We start from the raw sequence: 20,898 nt of genomic DNA, 5'->3' as shown, positions 1-20,898 counted from the left end.
GACTTCGGTTCCATCTACGAGCATGCCGGGCGTGTCGCCGGTATCTGTCATTCATCGTCTCGCAGATGACCCAGCACCAGGGCGAGCTTCTTGCGGGCCCGGTTGCACCGGCTCTTCACCGTGCCTTCGGGCACGCCCAGCAATCGTGACGCCTCGCAGACGCTGTGCCCGTACACGTCGACGAGCACGATCACCGCGCGCTGTTCGGCAGGGAGGACGTCCAGTGCCCGGCCGATCGACACGGACAAGTCGATGTCGGCGTTGTGGTCCTGGGGATCGATGAGAGTCTCGTCGTCCTCGAACAACAGGGAGGCACTGTGGTGCTTGACGCGTCGCAGTCGATCGAGAGACGCGTTCAGGACGATGCGGTGCATCCAACTCGACACGCTGCAGTCGTTGCGGAAACTGTCGGCCCGAGTGTGGATCGACAGTAACGCCTCCTGTAGTGCGTCGGACGCGTCGTCGTGGTTTCCCGTGGTGCGCAATGCGACGGCCCACAGTTTGTTCTGATGGCGTGCGATCAGTTCGTGGAATGCCGAGGCCTCGCCGCGGGCGTGGTCCTGTACCAACTGGTAGTCGCTGCGCGAATCGATCGTCCCCCGAGTCATGCGAATGAGACTAGGCAGATCGACAGTCCGATTCAGCGGTTTCTAGGTAGTTGTGGATAACACGCGGATTCTGCTGCATGTTTGGGTCGAATCTGTGGACAACCAGGTCGCGGGTTCACAACGTGGTGGTCGGTCCAGGATCGCGACCACTCCACATCGGTATCCTCGACCCATGACCGAAGATCAGCCGTTGGCGACGTGGACTGCTGCCCGATCGGCGGGGATGGTCGCTGTACCCGGTCGGCTCGAGCTGACGAAGACTCACATCGTGTTCGAGCCGAAGGGCAAGCGGACGCAGGGCGCGCGCTTCGCTGTCCAGCATCGATACGCGTCGGCGATCGGGACGGCGCCGGGCACGGGCAAGTTCTGGAGTGGTGGCAAGCAGGATCGCTTGTGCGTGACGCTGAGCGACGGGTCCGAAGTTCTGTTCGTGGTGCCGGACGCGGAGGCGGTGGCCGACAGGATCCGCACGCAATGGATCACGAAGGCGTGAAGATCCGTTCGTAGGTGGATGTGAACATGTCGGTCATCACGGCATGGATCGCTTCCACTTCGAAGAGCTCCGGTCCCATCTCGGGGGTGATCGGATCGGTGACGGCCATCTGCCATTCGACGAGCAATTGAGTGAGTGCACCGACGAGCCCGATCGCAGCCATGCGTTGGTGCGAGGTCGGAGCATCGTCGCCGACGGCTATGCCGACGATGAGTGACGCCCATTCGTGAATCGCCGTCAGTCGGAGCTTCTCCAGTTCTGGACTCACTCCGACGACTTCGATCATCATGATCCGAGCGCGTCTGGGGTCGTCGGCCAGACACCGGATCATGGCTCCGAGGGCTTCGGTGGTGACCCGCGGGATCAGCTCGGGCGGTATCGCTCCCCCACTGATGCCCGCCTCGGTGAAGACGCTCGCCGCAGCAGCGACTGTCGCGTGACGGGCCGTGTCAACACACCGCGAGTACACTTCGGCCAGCAGAGCCGCGCGATCGGGGAACGACTCGTAGAAGTACCGCTGGGTGAGTCCGGCGTCGTCACAGATCCGCTTCACGGAGACTTTCGGATACCCCTGCGTCCCGAACAGCTCCAGCCCGGCCCCGATCAGGGACTCTCGACGTTGAACGAGTCGATCCTCGGCTGTCATCCCACCGTACGTGCGTCCGCCGACAGTGCTGCTCATCGTGCCAATCATATTCCACAGTGGACCGGGCAGAACTGACTCGTTATCGTTCCACAAATGTGGAGTTCCCTGCCCGAGGCGATGCGCGAACCGACAGTGCTCGCGATCCCGTTCTTCGCGCTGATGCTGGGCCTCGAGTTGTTAGCAGCCGCCAAACTGTCCGACGTCGACGACGACGGCAGGCCCGGCAAGGGAGCGTACGCGGCAGCGGACACCAAGGCATCCCTGGTGATGGGTCTGGTGTCGATAGGCACATCGGCTCTCGGCAAGATCGTCGCGTTGGCCGTCTACACGGCGCTGTTCGCCTACGTCGCACCGTGGCAGCTGCCGATCACGGGTTGGTACACGTGGGTGATCGGGTTCGTCGCCGTCGACTTCCTCTACTACTGGCAGCATCGGATCGCACATCGGGTGCGCCTGGTCTGGGCGACGCACCAGGCGCATCACTCCAGTGAGTACTACAACTTCGCGACCGCACTGCGGCAGAAGTGGAATCCGACGATGAGCCTGATCATCTGGCTTCCGCTCCCCGCGCTCGGCATTCCGCCCGCGGTGGTGTTCGGGACGTACGCGGTGAACCTGATCTACCAGTTCTGGGTGCACACCGAGCACATCGATCGCATGTGGCGGCCGTTCGAGTACGTCATGAACACACCGTCGCACCACCGCGTGCATCACGGCAGCGACGCCGAGTACCTCGACCGCAACTACGGAGGGGTGTTCATCATCTTCGATCGGTGGTTCGGATCGTTCCAACCGGAACTCCACCGTCCCCACTACGGACTCACCAAGCCGGTCGACACCTACAACGTCTGGACTCTGCAGACCTACGAATACGCCGCGATCGCGCGCGACGTCCGGTCGGCCCCGACCCTGCGCGACAAGCTCGGATACGTCCTCGGACCACCGGGATGGGTGCCGACGGCGACGTCGTCCTAGTCTCGGCTCAGGAAGCCGGCACGGGCCAGACCCCGGACGCGCCTCGGCGGTGCGAGTCGACGAGATGTGTGTCGACAATGCCGACAGCTTCCATCAGTGCGTACATGGTTGTCGGACCGACGAACCGAAACCCCTTCTTGCGCAAAGCTTTCGACATTCTCACTGATTCGTTGGACGTCGTTGGGACCTCACTCATCCGAACGGGGCACGGTGTCTGCGCGGGTTTGAACGACCACAGGAAGGCTTCGAGCCCTCCCTCGTCGCGCAAGCCGACGGTGGCCTGCGCGTTACCGATGGTGGCTTCGATCTTGGCCCGATTGCGGACGATCCGAGCATCCGACAGCAGCGAGTCGACGACGTCGGGCCCGAAGGCTGCGACCGTGTCGACGTCGAAGTCGGCAAACACTTCGCGGAACGCGGGACGTTTGCGGAGGATCGTCGCCCATGACAGTCCTGCCTGAAATCCCTCCAGCGACAGCCGCTCGAAGTAGGCGTTCTCCCCGACCACCGGGAGGCCCCACTCGGTGTCGTAGTACTCGCGCATCATGCCGGGCACTGCGCCCCACGGGGTGCGGAGCAGCCCGTCGTCGCAGAGAACCGCGCCGTCGTCCATCGTCAGCGCAGGGTGACGCGGTTGATGACTGCCTGATACCCGCTGCCGTTCTCCGGGAGCGACGTCAACCACACGATGAAGTAACCGGAGCTCGACGGGGACCCGACCTTCAACGTCACCTTCTTGGCGTCGACCGTTCCGCTCCCGACCTCGGTCGTCGCGTCGAGTGATGAGGGCCTGCGGGATGCCGTGCGCAGCTCGACACTGAAGCCGGGCGTCGTCGTCTCGATGGTGACGGACTTGACCGGTCCCGGGGCCTTCAGCCGGAACATCAGACCGAGGCCGTCTTTGAGGCCGGCGAACTGGGCACCGCGATAGTTGTCGGTCTTCCACGCCGGCGATGCACCGGTGAGCACGTTCGTGATGTTGCTCGACGAGTCCGGGTCCTGATCCGACACATCCAGCAGAGTGACGGTAGCGACAGACAACGGTGATCCGCCGTCTGTGCCGGGCGTCTGCGACGCACTCGACGACGAGTTCGGCAGGAACGAGTCGAGGTCGTTCTCGTCGTCGGGCGAGGCGAACATGTTGGTTGCGGCGACGATGACCGCCACGATGACGAACAGGATGAACAAGGCGCCGCCCGCGAGCAGTGCGACGTTCCGCTTTCCCGCCTGCCCTTCGCCCATCAACCGTTCCTTGCGTGTCCGGCTGATCGGTGCGACAGACACCGGAGGCATGCGCGTCTCGACTCGCGGCAGCATGTCGGTCTGCAGATCGACGACCGTCGCCTGGTCGAGAACGTGCTGCACGGTGGCGGCAGTTCGGATGCCTCGGTCGCCTTCGAGAGCACGCGAAGCGACCGCCGAGATCTCGAACGGGATCTCCTGGCGAGCCTGCATCGGCGCTATCGGCTGCCCGGGATTCCGCGGATCGGGGTCAGCGAGGCGCATGCCGCCGACGAGGCCGCGTGCGATGGCGGCGGTCGTCAGTTCCTTGCCTGTCTCGCCGTCGAGCGTCCAGCGGTTCAGTAGGAGCGCGTACAGGACCGCGCCGAGTCCACGCACGTCAGACGACCTGTCGTCATCGGCCAGAATCGCGGGGAACGCCAACACCGCGTCGCCGTCGGAGCTGATGCGAATGCGGTCGGGGTGGTCGATGGACAGCACCGCGCCCGCACGATGAGCGGCCTCGGCGCCTGCGGCGAGCGCCCGAACTGCACGTGCGGCACCCGTGGCCGACGGCGCGGTCGCGGCGACCTCGGCCAGTGTGGAGCCGTTCACCCACTCGGTGACGACGATGCCGCCGGACGCGCTCCGCACCACGTCGAGGACGCGCGCCACGCCCGCGGTGTGCAACTGCCCGAGACGCCGCGTGCGGTGAAGGATGGCCTGTGGACCCTCGTCCTGCGGATCGCGATCGCCTGGATTGATCGGCGGAGCCTGTTGCAGCGGATCGACAAACGTCAGACCGACCTCGCGGTCCAGTCCGGTGTCCTTCGCGCGCCAGAACGCCAGACCGCGAGTGCCGCCCTGCGGCTCGAGCAGTCGGTAACGTCCACCCGCGACGGCGGCACCGGGCACCAACTTCGGCCCGCGCGGTTGGGCGGGCACATCGGCTTTCGGAATCATCGCCCGTGTCGGCTCCGTCGACGGACGACGGTCGTCGTCCGAGTCGGATGCGGACATCGGTTGAACTCCTTGCGGGCGTTGAGGCTGCGTCGGCCCAGCGGCCGGGCGCATCGGCGGGCGCGCCGGACGTCCGGGACGGATGACAGGGATGACGGTCGTCTCGCCCGCGGCCCCGCCGGAGTACGCGGAGTACTCCTGCCACGTGGCCGTGCCACGGTCGAAGCGGCGTCGGACATCTACTTGCCCAGCGTACGGGAATGATTCGTCCGACGAGATCCGCGGGAACTGGACCGTCATCGTGTGCGAATCGCGATCCGCCTCCGGCTCGGGGGCAGGTGCCAGCTTCGGGATGAAGCGGCCCACCAGACGCATCACCGTGTTGCTGATCGCGACCATGTCGGGCAGTTTGAGCGCCGTCAACATCAGATAGACCACACCGAGCACCACGATCGCGGTGATCGCGAGATACGCGACCGACCCGATCTTGCCGGCCTCGGTGGACATGCGATGCAGGCCGGTGACTTCGGCGATCCCCCACACTGCTCCGGCGGTCACGACGGAGACCCCCAACGTGATCAGCGACGAGCGCGCCACATCGGTCATCACCGCCCCGCCGAGGGTGCGCTTGAGCAGAAGGTGGCCGACAATCGCGCCGACCAGGTACCCGAGGCCGTTGGAGAGGGACAACCACCGGACGACGAGTTCCGGATCGTCGAAGAGGACCGGGCCGAGGTACGACGCCGCGACCTTGACGACGGTGATGCCGAGGACCATCGCGGTGGGAGTCCAGGCGTCCTCACGGGCGTAGAAGACTCGCAGCTGTACGAGGGTCATCGCGTACGGGATGAGAGTGAAGGCGCCCCAGGCGAGCACCGAGCCCAGTTGCGACGCCGTGTGCGCGTTGAACTCCCCGAAGTTGAAGACCGCGATGCCGATGGCAGGCCCGAAGAACGTCATGAACGCGACGACCGGTACCAGCGAGATCATCGTGAGTCGAGTCGCGAGGGACATGTCGTCGACGACAGCAGCGGTGTCGTCGGCGGCGGCGTTCCGGGACAGTCGAGGCATGATCGCAGTCAGGATCGTCACGCCGAGCACGCCGTACGGCAGCTGCAGGAGCTGCCAGTGGGTGGCGTAGACGGAGATGCCGGAATCGGATGCATGCGCCGCGATGCGGTAGGTGATCACCAGGCCGACCTGCAGCACGAGGACGTAACCGATGATCGCGACCGCCATGTTGCCGAACCGGCGAAGACGATCGTCCAAGCCCCACTTGAGGCTCAGCTTCACGCCCGCCTTGCGCAGATAAGGCAGGAGAATGCCCGCCTGGATCACAACGCCGAGCGTGGTGCCGACACCCAGGACGATCAGCTTGGGATCCGACATCCGCGCCGGGTTGAGGGTGAGCTCGCCCGGCATCAGCTTGAACAGAACCAGCGTCGTGATCTGGACGATGTTGTTCAGAACCGGTGCCCACGCACCGGGCTTGAACATCCCCTTCATGTTCAGGATCGCGATGAACAGGGCAGAGAGGCCGTAGAACAGGATCTCCGGGAGCAGCAGATATGCGAGTGCAGTGGTCAGGGACCGATCGACCTTGCCGTCGTCACCCACATTCAACATGGTGAGAAGCGGTGCGGCGATGAGCGCGATGAGTGTCGCCGCACCGAGCACGACGAGCGTGAGTGTGAAGATGCGGTTGATGAACCCGACGCCTCCGTCGTCGTCCTCAGCCTCGGCGCGCACCAGCACGGGAATCACGATGGCGGTCAGCACTGCGCCGAGCACGACTTCGGCGATCATGTTCGGCAGGACGTAGGCGGCTTGGAACGCCGACGAGATCGCCGGTCCGAGCATCGCCAGCACGAGGACCGTGCGGACGAACCCGGTGATGCGGCTCGTCAGGGTGGCGATCGCGATGGACCCACCGGTCCGCATCACGCTCTCGTCGGACGGGGTGTCGACTGCTTGCTTCTGCTCGGTCGTCATGCACGCTCTCCGGGGTCGGGGTTCTCGCGCTCCGGGGTGTCGGTCACGACACGCTCGGCGGCCAGACGCTGCTGGTAGCCGGCGGAGGCGAGTTCACGTTCGTGCTCGTCGGGTTCGGGCCGATCCTCATCGGCCGGGTCGGGCTCGCCGCGGAACCGGTGCCACAGGCGCCGCGCAGTCAGCAGGATCAGGATGACGCCGGCCGCGATCGTGATGTAGAACAGCGGCTTGCCGTAGGCGTTCGCGTAGATGGACAAGTCGACCGGAGTGCTCAGCGGAACGTCGTTGCTGGTGACGAGTGCGATCCGGACAGTCGCAGGCTGAGAGCTGGACGCGTGGGTCGGCAGCTGCAACTGCCGGGTGCCCTGGGCCGGGATCTCGACCACACCCACGTCGCCGACGCTGATTTCGTCCGGTGCCGTGATGTCCAGGCGCACCTTGATCGGCAGTGCGAGGTCGTTGCGGACCACCAGCAGCAGTGGACTGCGTTCGGAGGCGAGCGTGTACCGCCCGCTCGGATCGAGCAGGGACACCGACTGTTTGATGTGGCTGAGGGTGAGGCCGACCGCGGTGAGGCGTCGGGGCCGTTCGACTCGGTAGACGGTGAGATCCGTGCTCGCCGGAGTGGACACCGCGCGCAGGAGATCGCGCCGAAGCGGATCGAGGTACTCGTCGGGAGTGAACGGCAGATCGTGACCGGTGGCGAACGAGTCCTCCAGCTGCCCGATGAGGCGGAGGTCGCGCTGTACCGTCGTCAGGTCTTTCGACGACAGCGGGTAGCCGCTGGCAGCGAGCTGCGGAACATCGCCGGGGACGACCAGATCGGCACGCGAGTTCGCCTCGGCCAGTCCAGCCACGACGTCCTTCAGCGGGACCGGGTTCGCTGTCCCGGAGGCGACCATCAGGCCGGCGGTGTCGAGGATGGCGCGTGCGTCGGCCGGTGTCGGCGACCAGTACACGGGTGGCACGGTGAACGCGCTGCGACCTGTCACCTCGGTGATCTCGGGCGGGCCCTCACCTTCGGTGCGGGTCGGGACGTCGAGCATGGGCAGGGCGAGCGAAGCGGCGGCCGTCTGCCTGCGCGACACGTCCGACTCGCCGGACGTGTCGACCCGCTGCCACGCCGGAATGTACGACGGCACGCTCGCGTGGGCGCCGACGGCTCCGAGCGCACTGCTGACACCGGCGTCGTAGGTCTGGAGAGCGAATCCGTCGGAACGGTATCGGCCGATGATCGATGAGCCGGTGCGATCGCTCTGGCCGGGGTCGACGGACGTCGAGACCACTGCGGCCGCGCCTGAGCCCTCACGTCCGTTCAGAAAGGTGCGGCCTCGGTCGGTGAGCGTACCTACCGCGGGCACGGTGAGTCCGCGGACCGAAGTGACTCCGAGCAGATCGTCGACGGTGTCGTATCCACCGGCGATCGCGTCGTCCGACAGTGCGGCGTCGGAGATCCGGTGCAGTGAGTCGAGGCCGGCCTGCGCGTACGGGAGTGCCGTCACGCACATCGATGACGCGACCTTGGACAGTCGCTGAAGCCACGCCTTCGCAGTCGACGATCCTTCGCCGCTGCGGGTGGATGCAGCCGGATCTGCCGGATCGTCGGTGACGACGTACCCCGACGCCATCCCCTTCACAGTCACGAGCAGGTCGGGGTCGACGGCGATGCAGATGGCGCTGCGAACGCGGTCGTCGGCCTCGGCCGGTTTCGGGTCACCGTTGTCGGAGACGCCGACGATCGACTCGAGCGCCTTCAACGACTGCCCCAGTCGCCCGCCCGGTTCGAGCGAAGCGGCCATGGCGTCGCTGGTGAGGCGCATGTCGGCGGTGTCTCCGCCGAGGGTTCCCGCGGCCTGCTGGGGAGGTGCGGCCAACGGCCACAGGAACGTGAACGCCGTCGGGCTCGAGTCGTCCGCGGCGATGGATCCGTCACGTCCCAGAAGAGGATCGACGTCGGTGCCCGACCCCGGCTCCGTCCACTGTTGGGCCCGGGTGCGGTCTGCCGGAAGCGACAACACGGGCAACAGGGTGCGGGAGTCGGCGATGCGCGCCTGGCCGCCGTAGTCCGGGGTTCCGTTCACATTGACCAACAGCGGGTAGACGCCCGCCTTCGTGATCGCAAGCCCGCCGTTCGAGAGCGGCACCGACACGGTGAAGTCGGCGCTCTGCCGCGGTGCGAGTTCCTTGACGACGTCTGTGAACGACGTCGAGGTCTCGTAGACGGACGGGTCGGCGTCGAGCACTGTGCGCAGATCCGTCGAGGTGGCGGCGGACGCTCTCTGGAGTCGGACGATCACGTCGCGGATCGGACGGTCGAAGGTGTTGGTCACCCTTCCGCGCACGGTGACCGTGTGTCCCGTGCTCCCGGTGACGGTCGACGGAGTCACCTCGGTGAGGGCCACAGACGCGTAGTGAGTGTTGGGGCCGCCGTCCGGTTCGGCTGCGGCAGGCCCGACGCCGCCGGTGACCAGAACAAATCCGACGATCAGGAACACTGCGGCGGCGAATGCCGTCAGCCGCGCCCCGCGCCCCGCGCGGCTACGAGTCACCGTTGGCCGGGCGCCGCGGTCGCCGCCTGCGCCGCCGGGCTTTGACCGGGGGCGGCGGTTCGTTTCGGCGCTGATTGCGGGCGGCTGCGGCTTTCTCATAGTCGTTCGGTTCGGTACGGATGCAGGAGGCCTCCGACTGCGCCAACCGGCTGGGGTCGCTACGGAGATCGGCGATCACCGATTCGGCCATCCGGGCGAGACGTCGCTCGTCAGAATACGTGAGCTTCCGTGGCAATTCGCTGAGCGGCACCCACGCGACCTCACTCACCTCGTAGTCCTCGTCGGAGAGTTCGCCGCCGGTGAACCGCAGAAGGTAATGATGGACGGTCTTGTGGATGCGTCGGCCTTCACTGACGAACCAGTAGTCGATCTTGCCCAGCGGTGCGACGATGGTCCCGGAGATGCCCGTCTCCTCGGCCACCTCGCGCATGGCGGTCTGCTCGGCCGTCTCGCCGGTCTCGATGTGCCCCTTGGGCAGGGACCACATCGTTCGGCCTCGGCGGTCCACCCGACCGATGAGTGCGGCCGTCATGTCGTCGAAAGGCGCGTCGAGGTCGGCGAGCACCAGACCTCCCGCCGACGTCTCCCGGACGGTCCGCAGTTTGGGTGACGGTTCCGGTTCGGGTGCGCGGCGTCCACCGCGACGTTTGGTGCGCGGCATCGACGCGGGAGAGTTCTTGTCGGCGTTCGACGAGGACGAGTTGCCTCGTCGGGAGCGCGCAGCGAGGTCGGATGGTTTCGGGGTGCTGTCAGCAGCCGATCGGTCGTCCTGAGTCGCCTCATCGACCTTGGCGGCATCGGCGGGCCTGCCGGAGCGGCGTCCACGGCGGCGTCGACCGCGACGGTTGCGACGGTTGCGCTGTGGCTGATCCGGACCGCCGCTCGTCGCCTTGTCTGCGGCACCACTGCCCGACGGAGCGTCGGAGGCGACGTCCGTATGGTGCAGTGATGGTTCGGCAGACACACTCCGATGCTAGCCGTTCGTTACCGTCTGTTAGCTATCGAAGGCTGACCGCGCGAGCCGCATGTCGGGGTCGGTAGTCTTGCATCCCATGACCGGCAGTGCGCAGAGCGGTGGCGCGAGGGACGACGCTCGCGCCGAACGTCGTACCCGCCTCCTTGCAGCGGCGAGTGTCACCCTTTCCTCCCTGAGCGACGTCGTGACCCCGCTGGCGGCCCGGTTCGCCGACCGTGGACACGAGTTGTACCTGGTCGGAGGCTCGGTGCGAGACGCGGTGCTCGGGAGGCTGGGCAACGATCTCGACTTCACGACAGACGCCAGACCGGATGTGATCAGCGAGATCCTCCGCGGCTGGGCGCCTGCGGTCTGGGACACCGGCATCGATTTCGGGACCGTCAGCGCACAGTTCGACGATCACATGGTCGAGATCACCACGTTCCGATCCGATATGTACGACCAGGTGAGTCGAAACCCGATCGTCACCTTCGGCGACACGCTCGACGGCGACCTGATCCGGCGTGACTTCCGGGTGAACGCGATGGCCGTGCGCCTTCTGCCGGACGGGACCCAGGAGTTCTGCGATCCTCTCGACGGCATGAGCGATCTGCTCGCGGGTGTCATCGATACTCCGTCTGCGCCCGAGAACTCGTTCAATGACGACCCGCTCCGCATGCTGCGCGGTGTTCGATTCGTGTCACAACTCGGATTCGCGCTCGCCGACCGGGTCCTCGACGCGACTCGTGAGATGGCGGAACAGATCGATCGGATCACCGTCGAACGTGTCCGGGTGGAACTCGACAAGATGATCCTCGGAGAGTTCCCCCTCGACGGAGTCGACCTGCTCGTGGAGTCCGGGCTCGCCGACCGGGTGCTCCCGGAGATCCCCGGAATGAAGCTGACGATCGACGAGCATCACCAGCACAAGGACGTCTACCAGCACTCGTTGACGGTGTTGAAGCAGGCTGTCGACCTGGAGACGGGCGACCCGGACCTCGTGCTGCGGTGGGCGGCGCTCCTCCACGACATCGGAAAGCCTGCCACCAGGCGTCACGAGGACGGCGGCGGCGTCAGCTTCCACCACCATGAAGTGGTCGGCGCGAAGATGGTCCGCAAGCGCATGCGTGCCCTCAAGTACCCGAAGGCGATCGTCGACGAGGTGTCGCAGTTGGTGTTTCTGCACCTGCGCTTCCACGGGTACGGCGACGGACGGTGGACAGATTCCGCGGTCCGCCGCTACGTCGCCGACGCCGGTCCACTGCTCGACAGACTGCACAAGCTGGTGCGCGCGGACTGCACCACCCGGAATCGTCGACGTGCCCGAAAGCTCCAGGAGACATACGACGAGTTGGAACTGCGCATCGCGGTCCTCAAGGAGGCGGAGGACCTCGATCGGGTCCGTCCCGATCTGGACGGCAACGCGATCATGGAGCTCCTCGGCCTCCCTCCGGGTCCCCTCGTCGGCGAAGCGTGGCGGTACCTCAAGGAATTGCGGCTCGACGCCGGTCCGATGAGCCACGATGACGCCGAAGCGGCGCTCCGGGCCTGGTGGGCGGAGCGCTCGGCTCGCTGATCGGCGGGGCGCCGTTGAGCCGTCCGACTCGGCCAGAGACCTCGCTTCGGATAGTTTCCCGGGCTGTGATCGTCGTCGTGTTCGCCGGATCAGCGCCGAGGGTAGATTCGTGGCCATGTACTGCAGTGAACTCGGGGAACAGTGGCATGCAGCGCGAGTCGAGCCGTCGCTCGCTCATCTGGACGCGGCGTCGGCGGGTCGATCATCACGGTCGACCGTCGACTCGATCACTCGACACCTTCAACGCGAGGCAGAACGCGGCGCATACGTCGCCGCCGACGATCAGGCCGAGGCGCTCGACGCGAGCCGCGCTGCGATCGCCTCGCTGATCGGGCACAGCCCGGAAGAGCTCTCCTACCGCGACAGCGCTCGGGCGGCGCTGCGGGCTCTGCTCAACGGCTGGGCGTTGCCCATGTCGCCGATCGTCTGGGTCGGGAAGAACGAGTTCGGCCCGAACCTCGCCGAGTTCGAGCGACGGAACTTCGCGGTCCGGGCGCTGCCCGATGCTGACGTCTACGGGCGGATCGACGTCGATGCGCTGGAGAACATGCTGCAGTTCGAGCAGCCCGACTTCATCCACGTCTGCCACATCGGCTCGGCGAGCGGTGTGGTGCAGCCGGTGGAACAGATCGTCGAGGTCGCCCACAACGCCGGTGTGCCCGTCGTCGTCGACATGGCCCAGTCCGTCGGACACGTGCCGACGGTGACCGGCGCGGACGCGGTGTATGGCACCGCCCGCAAGTGGCTGACCGGCCCACGCGGGGTCGGCTTCGTCGCGGTCCGGCCCGACGCGCTCGCGCACATCGACGTGTTCTTCTCCGAGTCGTTCATCGCGGGTCAGCTCGGACTCGGTCAAGCGGTCGCCGAGGTCGTCGAGATCGGCCCGGACCGCGTGTACGCGGAGCTCGCGGCCATCGGCCGCATCACCCGAGAACGTCTCAACGGCATCGGCAGCTGGGAGGTGGTCGAGCCTGTCGACGAGGCGTCTGCGCTGGTGACGCTCGCGCCGCCGCCCGGATGGGGACCGTCCGACCTGCACGCGGCGAAAGCAAAGCTGCTGCAATCGGGGATTCTGGTGACCGCTGCGGAGCCGTGGCGGGCACCGCTCGCAGGCGACCGGTCGTTCCTACGCGTCTCCCCTCATCTCGACGTCCGTCGCGAGCAGCTCGACGATCTCGCCAACGCAATCCGCACCATGGGGTACTGACCGACACCAGCGACACGCCGCGGGCGGCGGAACCTCAGACGGAGTCTGTGCGTCTAACTGGTATGGACCCCGTCATCGAGTACGGATTCGGAACCGGCGACGGCGAGCTCTCGACGTGGCGTTCGCCTGCCGATCTGGACCTGTCCGGTGACGGTCTGCTCGACGCCGTGAGCCTCGATTTCGACGGTGACGGTTTCACCGACGACGCCATGTGGGATTCCGACGGCGACGGTGTCGCCGACCGCTCGGCGCTCGATCTCGACGATGACGGTCGCCCCGAATCGGTGTTCACCGACGGTGGAAGGGGACTCTGGGAACGTCCCGTCGAGCCCGCACCACCGCTCGAGAGGCCGCGAGAATCTGCTCTGGACACTGACGGGGACGGCTCCGACGACACCGTCCTGATCGACTCGGACGGAGACGGGTACGCCGACGACTCTCGACCGATGGACTGAGAAGGGCGGAAGGTCAGACGAGGTGCTGTTCTCGTTCGACGGCGGCCGGGTCGGGGCCCTCGACGGCCGCCGGGTTCGACCGCAAGACGAATGCGGCGCCGAGAACGTACAGAAGCGTTCCCACCGCGATCAGCCCGACCGAGAAACCGTTGGCCGGGATCACCAGTGCGGCGACGAAGGCGGCTGCCACGAAGGCCGAGTTGAAGAGTGCGTCCTGAACGGCGAACACCTGACCGCGGTACGAGTCGGGCACGTCGCACTGCATGGCGACGTCGCCGCACAGCTTGACCGTCTGGCCTGCCAGTCCGAGGAGACCGGCGCTGAGCAGAACGGTCGCCGCCTGCAGCGGTCCGATGAGCGCTTCGGCCAGCGCTCCGACGACGAGTGCCCACGCGATGGTGCGGCGTCGTCCGAAGTGGTGGACCGACCACGGCGTCGAGACGGCGGCGATCAGCGCGCCGAGTGCGACCGCGGCGCCTATCGCGGCCATCGCACGGACGTTGGTGAACAGCGGCCAACCGAGGTCGAAGTTGCGGACGATCAGCAGGAACATCAACGTGTTCATGCCGAAGATGATGCGGTGGACGCCGATGGCGCCGAGGACCACGGCGACGCTGGGATGGTCGGCCACGGCGCGGATGCCGTGGGCGAGCCCACGACCCATCGAGTACAGCGCAGAGTGCCCCGCGCCGTCGGGTCGGTCGGGTCCGAGACGCTTGGGGGCGAAGGTCGCGGCGAGCAGACCGGAACAGAGAGCGAACACCGCTCCGGACAGAAGGGTGGCGCCCGATCCGGCGTTGTCTGCGCCGAAAACCGCCCTCAGCACCGTCGACACGGCTGCGCCCGCGGCGAGCATCGCTGCGCCGAGAGTGGTGAAGACCGCGTTCATCTCGATGATCACCGACGCGGGCGCCACATGGGGCAGTCCGGCGGACAGACCCGACGCGACGAAGCGACTGCATCCGGTCACCACCAGGGCCGCTAGGAGGACAGCCGTGTCGGGGACATTGGCGCTCATCGTGATGGCCACGAGAACGACCGCGAGGGCCCGCAAGACGTTCACCCAGACCAAGACGCGGCGCCTGTCCCAATGGTCGAGGAGTGCACCCGCGAACGGACCGAGAACCGAGTACGGAAGAAGAAGAACGGCGAATCCGGCGGCGATCGCGATCGGGTCGGTGTGCCGATCCGGGTTGAACAAGATCGAGAACGCGAGCGCCGCCTGAAACGCGCCGTCGCTGAGCTGGCTCAACACCCTGACTCCGAGCAGGCGAAGCAGGCCCGGGGACTTGACCTGCGACCAGAAGCTCACCTCTTGATCCTACCGACGGAAGACAACGCGGATCGCACGGTCGGCGCACGTCACATGAATGATTCGCAGGCCTGTCGTGAACGACTCGATTCGGGCAACGTCGTGGCCGCGTCACGTCCACACCGGGCCATCTGGTGTCATGATGGGATGGTGTCCGGCGGTGAGTTCATTCACGATCGACCCGAGGTGGCTCCCGGGGCGCTTCTGATCGCGTCCACAGCGTTGTCGGGTGAGACGTTCGTGCGGACCGTCGTTTATGTGATCGAGCACGACGAGCAGGGCACGCTCGGCGTCGTCCTGAACCGGATGAGCGACGCCGCGGTCCACAACATCCTCCCCCGCTGGGCCGACCTGGCGGCCAGTCCGCGTGCTGTCTTCGTCGGCGGACCGGTGGGAACGTCGTCGGCGCTGTGCCTCGGTGTGGCGAAAGCCGGCGTCGACGTCGCCAAGCAGCCCAAACTCCACCAGGTGCTCGGGCCGGTCGCGATGGTCGACCTCGACGCAGACCCGGAGGAGATGGCGACCGTGCTCACCGGTGTCCGGATCTTCGCCGGATATGCGGGGTGGGAGGCCGGGCAGTTGGACGATGAGCTCGCCGAGAGCAGCTGGATCGTGGCTCCGGGACTCCCGACCGATCTGTTGTCGGAGCCCTCGGTCGACATCTGGCAGCGAGTGCTGCAGCGACAGCCGTGGCCGCTGCCGCTGCTGTCCACGTATCCCCTGCGCCCGGAAGACAACTGACCGCCTCGCGGTTGACACCAGAATGCACTTCCTGACCGATCAGTTGACGTCATGGATCGACGCGGCACCCGCGTGGGCGGTGTACGTGATCACCGCGGGAGTCGTCTACATCGAGACGTCGGTCGTCGTCGTGGGTGTTGTGGTGCCGAGCGAAGGTGTGCTGATCGCGGCGGGGGTCGTCGCCTCGATCGGATCCGCGCACATCGGCGTCCTCATCGTGCTGAGCGCGATGGCCGCGATCGCAGGCGACTGGACTGGCTACTGGGTGGGACGAGGATTCGGTCCTCGATTGAGCGCCACGCGGTTGGGTCGCCGGATGACACGGCGCATGATCCGGGCACGACAACAGGCGCCGAGTCCGGGTGACGCGATCGTCGCAGTCGCGTCCGCACGCTGGATCGGGTTCGTCAGAAGTCTGATCCCGCTGGTCGCAGGTGCCCGTCGGATGCCGTTCCGGCGGTTCGCGATAGCCAGTGCCATCGGAGCGGTCAGTTGGACGGCGACCGTCCTGCTGATCTCGTGGGCGGTCGGAGCCACGCTCGGCGCCGACGTTGCACTGATGGTCGCGATCGGCGTCGGACTGCTGTCGTTGGCGTTCCTGATCTACCGGCGGATCCGCCAGACTCAGGCGACCTGAGTCTCCTGCGCGGGAGCGTCACGGCCGTAGCGGGCCGACAGCCAGGCGCAGAGGACCAACTGGATCTGGTGGAAGATCATCAACGGCAGCACCATGAAACCGACGATCGATCCACTGAACATGACACTCGCCAGGGGGAGGCCGGTCGCGAGGCTCTTCTTGGTCCCGCAGAACTGGATCGCAATCGAGTCGGCCCGGTCGAAGCCCATCCGGCGCGGGACGAACCACGTCAAAGCGAGCATCACGCAGACCAGGACCAGTGACACCACCGCAACCATGATCACTTCGAACGCGGTGACACTGCTCCACAGGCCCGATTGCACGCCCTCGCTGAACGCGACGTAGACCACCAAGACGATCGAGCCGCGGTCGACGTACTTCGTAGGCTCGGCGTACTTCTTCAAGAACGGGCTCACCAGCGGTCGCGCGAGCTGCCCGACGATGAATGGGACGAGGATCTGCAGACAGATCTTCAGGATCGAGTCCCCGCTGATGTGAACACCGGCGGTGGAGCTCATCGTCAGCACGACCAGCGCCGGGGTCAAGACGACGCCGATCAGGTTGGACGCCGATGCGCTGACGATGGCGCCGGCCACGTTGCCGCGGGCGATCGAGGTGAACGCGATCGACGACTGCACGGTCGACGGAACAAGCGTGAGGTAGAGGAAACCGGCGGCCAGGTCGGAGCCGATCATCGGGGTCAGGACGGGCTTCAGCAGCAGTCCGACGATCGGGAACAGCACAAATGTGAAGGCCAGGATCGTGGTGTGCAGACGCCAGTGAGTGAGACCGTCGAGCGCCTCGCGGGGTGACAGCCGGGTGCCGTACAGGAAGAACAGGAGTGCGATCAGGCAGGTGACGACCCAGTCCATCACCTCGGCGAACACTCCGCTTGCCGGGAGGACTGCGGCGACGACGACCGCGGCGAAGATCGAGAGGATGAAACCGTCGATCGGCGACTTCTCGAGTAGCTTGCGCATACTGATCAGTGCACGGCGCCGGGAGCGGAGTGAGCGGGCCGATCTGCCGCGGCGCCGGGAGCGGAGTGAGCGGGCCGATCTGCCACGGCGTCGTCGGTGGTGCACATGCCCTGCAGTGCACACGAGCCGCACGAGCTGGTCCCGCAGTCGGAGGCCGGGTCGTCGCCGTGTCCGTCGTCGGCGGCCGAGTCGGTGGTCTCACCCGAGCAGCAGCCCGAGCTGCATCCGCCCTCGTTCTCCGGCTCGGGGACTGCTGCTGCCACTCGGACACCGAATCCGGCGGCGAGGACCGCGATTCCGAAACCGGCGACGATGGCGACGATCGCGAACAGGAAGCCGAGGTCGCCGGAGAATCCGAGCACACCGCCGATCGCGAGAATCAGTGCGGTGAAGAGGAAACCAGGCGAGGCCGCCTTGTTGCCTGCGGTGAATGCTTCGGCGGAGCGCATCGTCTCATCGGATCGGACTCCGATCCACCGATTGCGCTTGAGCGCGCCGAGCAAGCCGGCCGTGCCGACGCCTGCCCAGAACACTGCGAGCACGAGCGCGAGAACGGCGGTGACGACGGACAAGATGTGCACAGAACCAACTGTACGACCGACCTCGTTCCCGTTTCGAATCGTGTGACGACGGCAACCGTGCTTTTGGGCGTCGAACAGCGACGATTTACCCTGGTGGGGTGACCTCCGCTGATTCTTCGCATCGTCCCGCCGAGTCTGTTCCCGGGCATCGGTACACCGCCGCAACGGCCGGTGAGATCGAGTCGCGCTGGCAGGAGCGTTGGGCGACCGACGGCACCTTCCACGCACCGAACCCGGTCGGGCCGCTCGCGGGCGACTTCAGCGCGTTCGACGGCTCCGGCGCCGACGCCGACGACAAGCTGTTCGTGCAGGACATGTTCCCGTATCCGTCGGGTGCGGGACTTCACGTCGGCCATCCACTCGGCTTCATCGGCACGGACGTCTTCGCCCGGTTCCAGCGGATGACCGGGAAGAACGTCCTGCACACGATGGGTTTCGACTCGTTCGGTCTGCCGGCCGAGCAGTACGCGGTGCAGACCGGCACACACCCGCGCACCACCACCGAGGCGAACATCGAGCGCTACCTCGGACAGATCCGGCGTCTCGGCCTCGGGCATGACGAGCGACGTCGAGTCGCCACCACCGATGTCGAGTTCTACCGCTGGACTCAGTGGATCTTCCTGCAGATCTACAACGCCTGGTTCGACGCCTCGCAGGGCAAGGCCCGCCGGATCTCTGAGCTCGTCGACGAGTTCGCTTCGGGCGCACGGACGCTGGATGACGGACGCGCATGGTCTGCGTTGTCGGTCGCCGAACGGAACGACGTCATCGACTCGTATCGCCTCGTGTATGTGAGCAACTCGCTCGTCAACTGGTGCCCCGGGCTCGGCACTGTGCTCGCGAACGAGGAGGTGACCGCCGACGGCAAGTCCGAGCGCGGCAACTTCCCCGTCTTCCGCAAGAACCTCCGCCAGTGGATGATGCGGATCACGGCGTACTCGGACCGCCTGATCGACGACCTCGACCTGCTCGACTGGCCGGAGAAGGTCAAGACGATGCAGCGCAACTGGATCGGCCGGTCGCGCGGCGCGCAGGTGAAGTTCGCGACCGCCGTCGGTTCGCCGATCGAGGTGTTCACCACGCGTCCCGACACGCTGTTCGGCGCCAGTTACATGGTCTTGGCGCCCGAGCACGAGCTGGTCGACGCGCTGGTCGCCGACGTATGGCCCGACGGTGTGGATGCTCGCTGGACTGCCGGCGCGGCCACTCCCGCTGATGCCGTCGCCGCGTACCGCGCGTCGATCGCGGCCAAGAGCGACGTCGAGCGCCAAGAGAACAAGGAGAAGACCGGCGTCTTCACCGGTGCGTACGCCACCAACCCCGTCAACGGTGCGCAGGTGCCGGTCTTCATCGCCGACTACGTCCTGATCGGGTACGGCACGGGCGCCATCATGGCGGTGCCGGCGCACGACACCCGCGACTACGAGTTCGCGACGGCGTTCGGCCTCCCACTGCTGGAAGTGATCGGCTCGGACGACGGCATCGCGGAGGCGGCGTACACGGGCGACGGCCCGTTGGTGAACTCCGGTTTCCTCGACGGACTGAACGTGGCCGATGCGAAGGCCGCGATCATCGAACGCCTGGAAGCAGAGGGCACGGGTACCGGAACCATTCAGTACAAGCTGCGGGATTGGCTCTTCGCCCGTCAGCGCTACTGGGGTGAGCCGTTCCCCATCGTGTACGACGCCGACGGCGCTCCGCACGCGTTGCCGGAGTCGATGCTGCCGATCGAGCTGCCCGAGGTGGCCGACTACGCGCCCGTCGCGTTCGACCCGAACGACGCCGACAGCGAGCCGTCTCCCCCGCTGGCGAAGGCCACCGACTGGGTGAGCGTCGAGCTGGACCTCGGCGACGGCGTACAGACGTACACGCGCGACACCAACGTGATGCCGCAGTGGGCGGGCAGCTCCTGGTACCAGCTGCGCTACATCGACCCGACCAACGACGAGACTCTGTGCGCCAAGGAGAACGAGGCGTACTGGATGGGTCCGCGTCCGGCCCTGCACGGGCCGAACGACCCCGGCGGTCTGGACCTGTACATCGGCGGCATGGAGCACGCGGTCCTGCACCTGCTGTACTCGCGCTTCTGGCACAAGGTGCTGTTCGACCTCGGGTACGTGACCAGCGTGGAACCGTACCGTCGCCTCTTCAACCAGGGCATGATCCAGGCGTTCGCGTACACCGATTCGCGTGGCGTCTACGTGCCTGCCGAAGAGGTCGTGGAGAAGGACGGGAAGTTCTTCTACCAGGATGAAGAGGTCAATCAGGAGTACGGGAAGATGGGCAAGTCGCTCAAGAACTCCGTGGCTCCCGACGACATCTGCCGCGACTACGGCGCCGACACCCTCCGCGTCTACGAGATGTCGATGGGTCCGCTCGACCAGTCGCGTCCGTGGGCGACGAAGGATGTCGTCGGCGCGCAGCGCTTCCTGCAGCGTGTGTGGCGTCTGGTCGTCGACGAGGAGTCCGGCGAGGTCCGCGTCATCGACGACGAGGCCGACGTGGACACCCTGAAGGCCGTCAACCGGACTGCCGATGGTGTTCGTGACGACTTCGCGAACCTGCGGACCAACACGGCAGTCGCCAAGCTCATCGAGCTGACCAACCACCTGACGAAGGCGTACCCGAAGGGCGCACCGCGAGCGGCCGTGGAGGCAGTGGTGCTGATGCTCGCTCCGCTCGCTCCGCACCTCGCCGAAGAGCTCTGGGGACGCCTCGGCCACGAGGGATCGTTGGCGCACGGACCGTTCCCCGAGGTCGACGAGCAGTACCTCGTGGACGACAGCGTCGAGATCCCGGTCCAGGTCAAGGGCAAGGTCCGGAGTCGAGTGACGGTCGCCGCCGACGCCGACGAGGCCACCGTCGTCGCCGCCGCGCTGGCCGACGAGAAGATCGCGGCGCTGCTCGACGGCGAACCGCGCAAGGTGATCTACGTTCCCGGCCGCATGGTGAACATCATCCCGTAGCAGCTACGTCTAAAGTCAGTACTCAGATCGAGACTTGAGGGAAT

The 20,898-nt window shown here is 66.4% G+C and carries 17 protein-coding genes; 8 read left to right on the top strand and 9 right to left on the bottom strand.

Annotation, left to right across the window (positions count from 1 at the left end; all coding sequences use genetic code 11):
- Window positions 1-47: 47 nt before the first annotated feature.
- Window positions 48-608, bottom strand: coding sequence for an RNA polymerase sigma factor SigM (gene sigM / locus GM1_RS18540; protein WP_008381435.1), 561 nt, complete (start codon window positions 606-608; stop codon window positions 48-50).
- 172 nt (window positions 609-780) lie between these two features.
- Between sigM and GM1_RS18535 the strand changes: the two genes are divergently transcribed.
- Window positions 781-1,101, top strand: a complete 321-nt coding sequence (locus GM1_RS18535) for a hypothetical protein (RefSeq protein ID WP_040520678.1) — start codon at window positions 781-783, stop codon at window positions 1,099-1,101.
- On the opposite strand, the gene GM1_RS18530 is transcribed toward GM1_RS18535, so the two are convergent.
- Window positions 1,088-1,783 (bottom strand): TetR/AcrR family transcriptional regulator, encoded by a 696-nt coding sequence (locus GM1_RS18530; RefSeq protein WP_008381433.1) that lies wholly within the window; start codon window positions 1,781-1,783, stop codon window positions 1,088-1,090. The genes GM1_RS18535 and GM1_RS18530 overlap by 14 nt on opposite strands.
- Before the next feature lie 57 nt (window positions 1,784-1,840).
- On the opposite strand from GM1_RS18530, the gene GM1_RS18525 reads away from it, so the two are divergent.
- Window positions 1,841-2,722 (top strand): sterol desaturase family protein, encoded by an 882-nt coding sequence (locus GM1_RS18525; protein ID WP_008381432.1) that lies wholly within the window; start codon window positions 1,841-1,843, stop codon window positions 2,720-2,722.
- Window positions 2,723-2,729: 7 nt separating this feature from the next.
- On the opposite strand, the gene GM1_RS18520 is transcribed toward GM1_RS18525, so the two are convergent.
- From GM1_RS18520 to GM1_RS18505, 4 genes are read right to left on the bottom strand one after another with little or no spacing between them, the layout of a single operon-like run.
- Window positions 2,730-3,335 (bottom strand): DNA-3-methyladenine glycosylase I, encoded by a 606-nt coding sequence (locus GM1_RS18520; protein ID WP_008381430.1) that lies wholly within the window; start codon window positions 3,333-3,335, stop codon window positions 2,730-2,732.
- 2 nt (window positions 3,336-3,337) lie between these two features.
- Complete coding sequence (gene murJ, locus GM1_RS18515; protein ID WP_008381427.1) at window positions 3,338-6,895, bottom strand: murein biosynthesis integral membrane protein MurJ; 3,558 nt, start codon at window positions 6,893-6,895, stop codon at window positions 3,338-3,340.
- The gene (locus tag GM1_RS18510) at window positions 6,892-9,444 is read right to left on the bottom strand and encodes a DUF6049 family protein (protein ID WP_008381424.1); all 2,553 of its coding nucleotides are present in this window, start codon (window positions 9,442-9,444) and stop codon (window positions 6,892-6,894) included. The genes murJ and GM1_RS18510 overlap by 4 nt, the downstream gene beginning before the upstream one ends.
- Window positions 9,434-10,408, bottom strand: coding sequence for an NUDIX hydrolase (locus tag GM1_RS18505; RefSeq protein ID WP_008381422.1), 975 nt, complete (start codon window positions 10,406-10,408; stop codon window positions 9,434-9,436). The genes GM1_RS18510 and GM1_RS18505 overlap by 11 nt, the downstream gene beginning before the upstream one ends.
- A gap of 88 nt (window positions 10,409-10,496) precedes the next feature.
- Here GM1_RS18505 and GM1_RS18500 point away from each other — a divergent pair, with 88 nt between their 5' ends.
- From GM1_RS18500 to GM1_RS18490, 3 genes are all read left to right on the top strand, one after another.
- Complete coding sequence (locus GM1_RS18500) at window positions 10,497-11,975, top strand: CCA tRNA nucleotidyltransferase (protein ID WP_008381421.1); 1,479 nt, start codon at window positions 10,497-10,499, stop codon at window positions 11,973-11,975.
- Window positions 11,976-12,090: 115 nt separating this feature from the next.
- Window positions 12,091-13,182, top strand: a complete 1,092-nt coding sequence (locus tag GM1_RS18495) for an aminotransferase class V-fold PLP-dependent enzyme (protein ID WP_008381420.1) — start codon at window positions 12,091-12,093, stop codon at window positions 13,180-13,182.
- Between the two features lie 62 nt (window positions 13,183-13,244).
- Entirely contained in the window at window positions 13,245-13,637 is a 393-nt protein-coding gene (locus GM1_RS18490; protein ID WP_052005478.1) for a hypothetical protein, read from the top strand.
- Window positions 13,638-13,650: 13 nt separating this feature from the next.
- Here GM1_RS18490 and GM1_RS18485 read toward each other — a convergent pair whose 3' ends face one another.
- Window positions 13,651-14,949, bottom strand: coding sequence for an MFS transporter (locus GM1_RS18485; RefSeq protein ID WP_008381411.1), 1,299 nt, complete (start codon window positions 14,947-14,949; stop codon window positions 13,651-13,653).
- 147 nt (window positions 14,950-15,096) lie between these two features.
- Here GM1_RS18485 and GM1_RS18480 point away from each other — a divergent pair, with 147 nt between their 5' ends.
- Together GM1_RS18480 and GM1_RS18475 are read left to right on the top strand one after the other, a co-directional pair.
- Window positions 15,097-15,690, top strand: coding sequence for a YqgE/AlgH family protein (locus GM1_RS18480; protein ID WP_008381409.1), 594 nt, complete (start codon window positions 15,097-15,099; stop codon window positions 15,688-15,690).
- Between the two features lie 22 nt (window positions 15,691-15,712).
- Entirely contained in the window at window positions 15,713-16,327 is a 615-nt protein-coding gene (locus tag GM1_RS18475; protein ID WP_008381407.1) for a DedA family protein, read from the top strand.
- Here the strand turns inward: GM1_RS18475 and GM1_RS18470 are convergent.
- Both GM1_RS18470 and GM1_RS18465 read right to left on the bottom strand, forming a co-directional pair.
- Entirely contained in the window at window positions 16,315-17,307 is a 993-nt protein-coding gene (locus GM1_RS18470) for a bile acid:sodium symporter family protein (protein WP_008381405.1), read from the bottom strand. The genes GM1_RS18475 and GM1_RS18470 overlap by 13 nt on opposite strands.
- Before the next feature lie 5 nt (window positions 17,308-17,312).
- Entirely contained in the window at window positions 17,313-17,888 is a 576-nt protein-coding gene (locus tag GM1_RS18465; protein ID WP_008381403.1) for an SdpI family protein, read from the bottom strand.
- A gap of 98 nt (window positions 17,889-17,986) precedes the next feature.
- Between GM1_RS18465 and leuS the strand changes: the two genes are divergently transcribed.
- Complete coding sequence (gene leuS, locus GM1_RS18460; RefSeq protein ID WP_008381401.1) at window positions 17,987-20,854, top strand: leucine--tRNA ligase; 2,868 nt, start codon at window positions 17,987-17,989, stop codon at window positions 20,852-20,854.
- Window positions 20,855-20,898: the final 44 nt, after the last annotated feature.

This window comes from Gordonia malaquae NBRC 108250, assembly GCF_000344135.1.
GTDB classification, from domain to species: domain Bacteria; phylum Actinomycetota; class Actinomycetes; order Mycobacteriales; family Mycobacteriaceae; genus Gordonia; species Gordonia malaquae.
This window is presented reverse-complemented; position numbering and strand designations above follow the sequence as displayed.

Coding starts and splice junctions, on each gene's coding strand:
- sigM (WP_008381435.1), bottom strand. CDS start 608: ATGACTCGGGGGACGATCGATTCGCGCAGCGACTACCAGTTGGTACAG.
- GM1_RS18535 (WP_040520678.1), top strand. CDS start 781: ATGACCGAAGATCAGCCGTTGGCGACGTGGACTGCTGCCCGATCGGCG.
- GM1_RS18530 (WP_008381433.1), bottom strand. CDS start 1,783: ATGAGCAGCACTGTCGGCGGACGCACGTACGGTGGGATGACAGCCGAG.
- GM1_RS18525 (WP_008381432.1), top strand. CDS start 1,841: ATGTGGAGTTCCCTGCCCGAGGCGATGCGCGAACCGACAGTGCTCGCG.
- GM1_RS18520 (WP_008381430.1), bottom strand. CDS start 3,335: ATGGACGACGGCGCGGTTCTCTGCGACGACGGGCTGCTCCGCACCCCG.
- murJ (WP_008381427.1), bottom strand. CDS start 6,895: ATGACGACCGAGCAGAAGCAAGCAGTCGACACCCCGTCCGACGAGAGC.
- GM1_RS18500 (WP_008381421.1), top strand. CDS start 10,497: ATGACCGGCAGTGCGCAGAGCGGTGGCGCGAGGGACGACGCTCGCGCC.
- GM1_RS18495 (WP_008381420.1), top strand. CDS start 12,091: ATGTACTGCAGTGAACTCGGGGAACAGTGGCATGCAGCGCGAGTCGAG.
- GM1_RS18490 (WP_052005478.1), top strand. CDS start 13,245: ATGGACCCCGTCATCGAGTACGGATTCGGAACCGGCGACGGCGAGCTC.
- GM1_RS18480 (WP_008381409.1), top strand. CDS start 15,097: ATGGTGTCCGGCGGTGAGTTCATTCACGATCGACCCGAGGTGGCTCCC.
- GM1_RS18475 (WP_008381407.1), top strand. CDS start 15,713: ATGCACTTCCTGACCGATCAGTTGACGTCATGGATCGACGCGGCACCC.
- GM1_RS18470 (WP_008381405.1), bottom strand. CDS start 17,307: ATGCGCAAGCTACTCGAGAAGTCGCCGATCGACGGTTTCATCCTCTCG.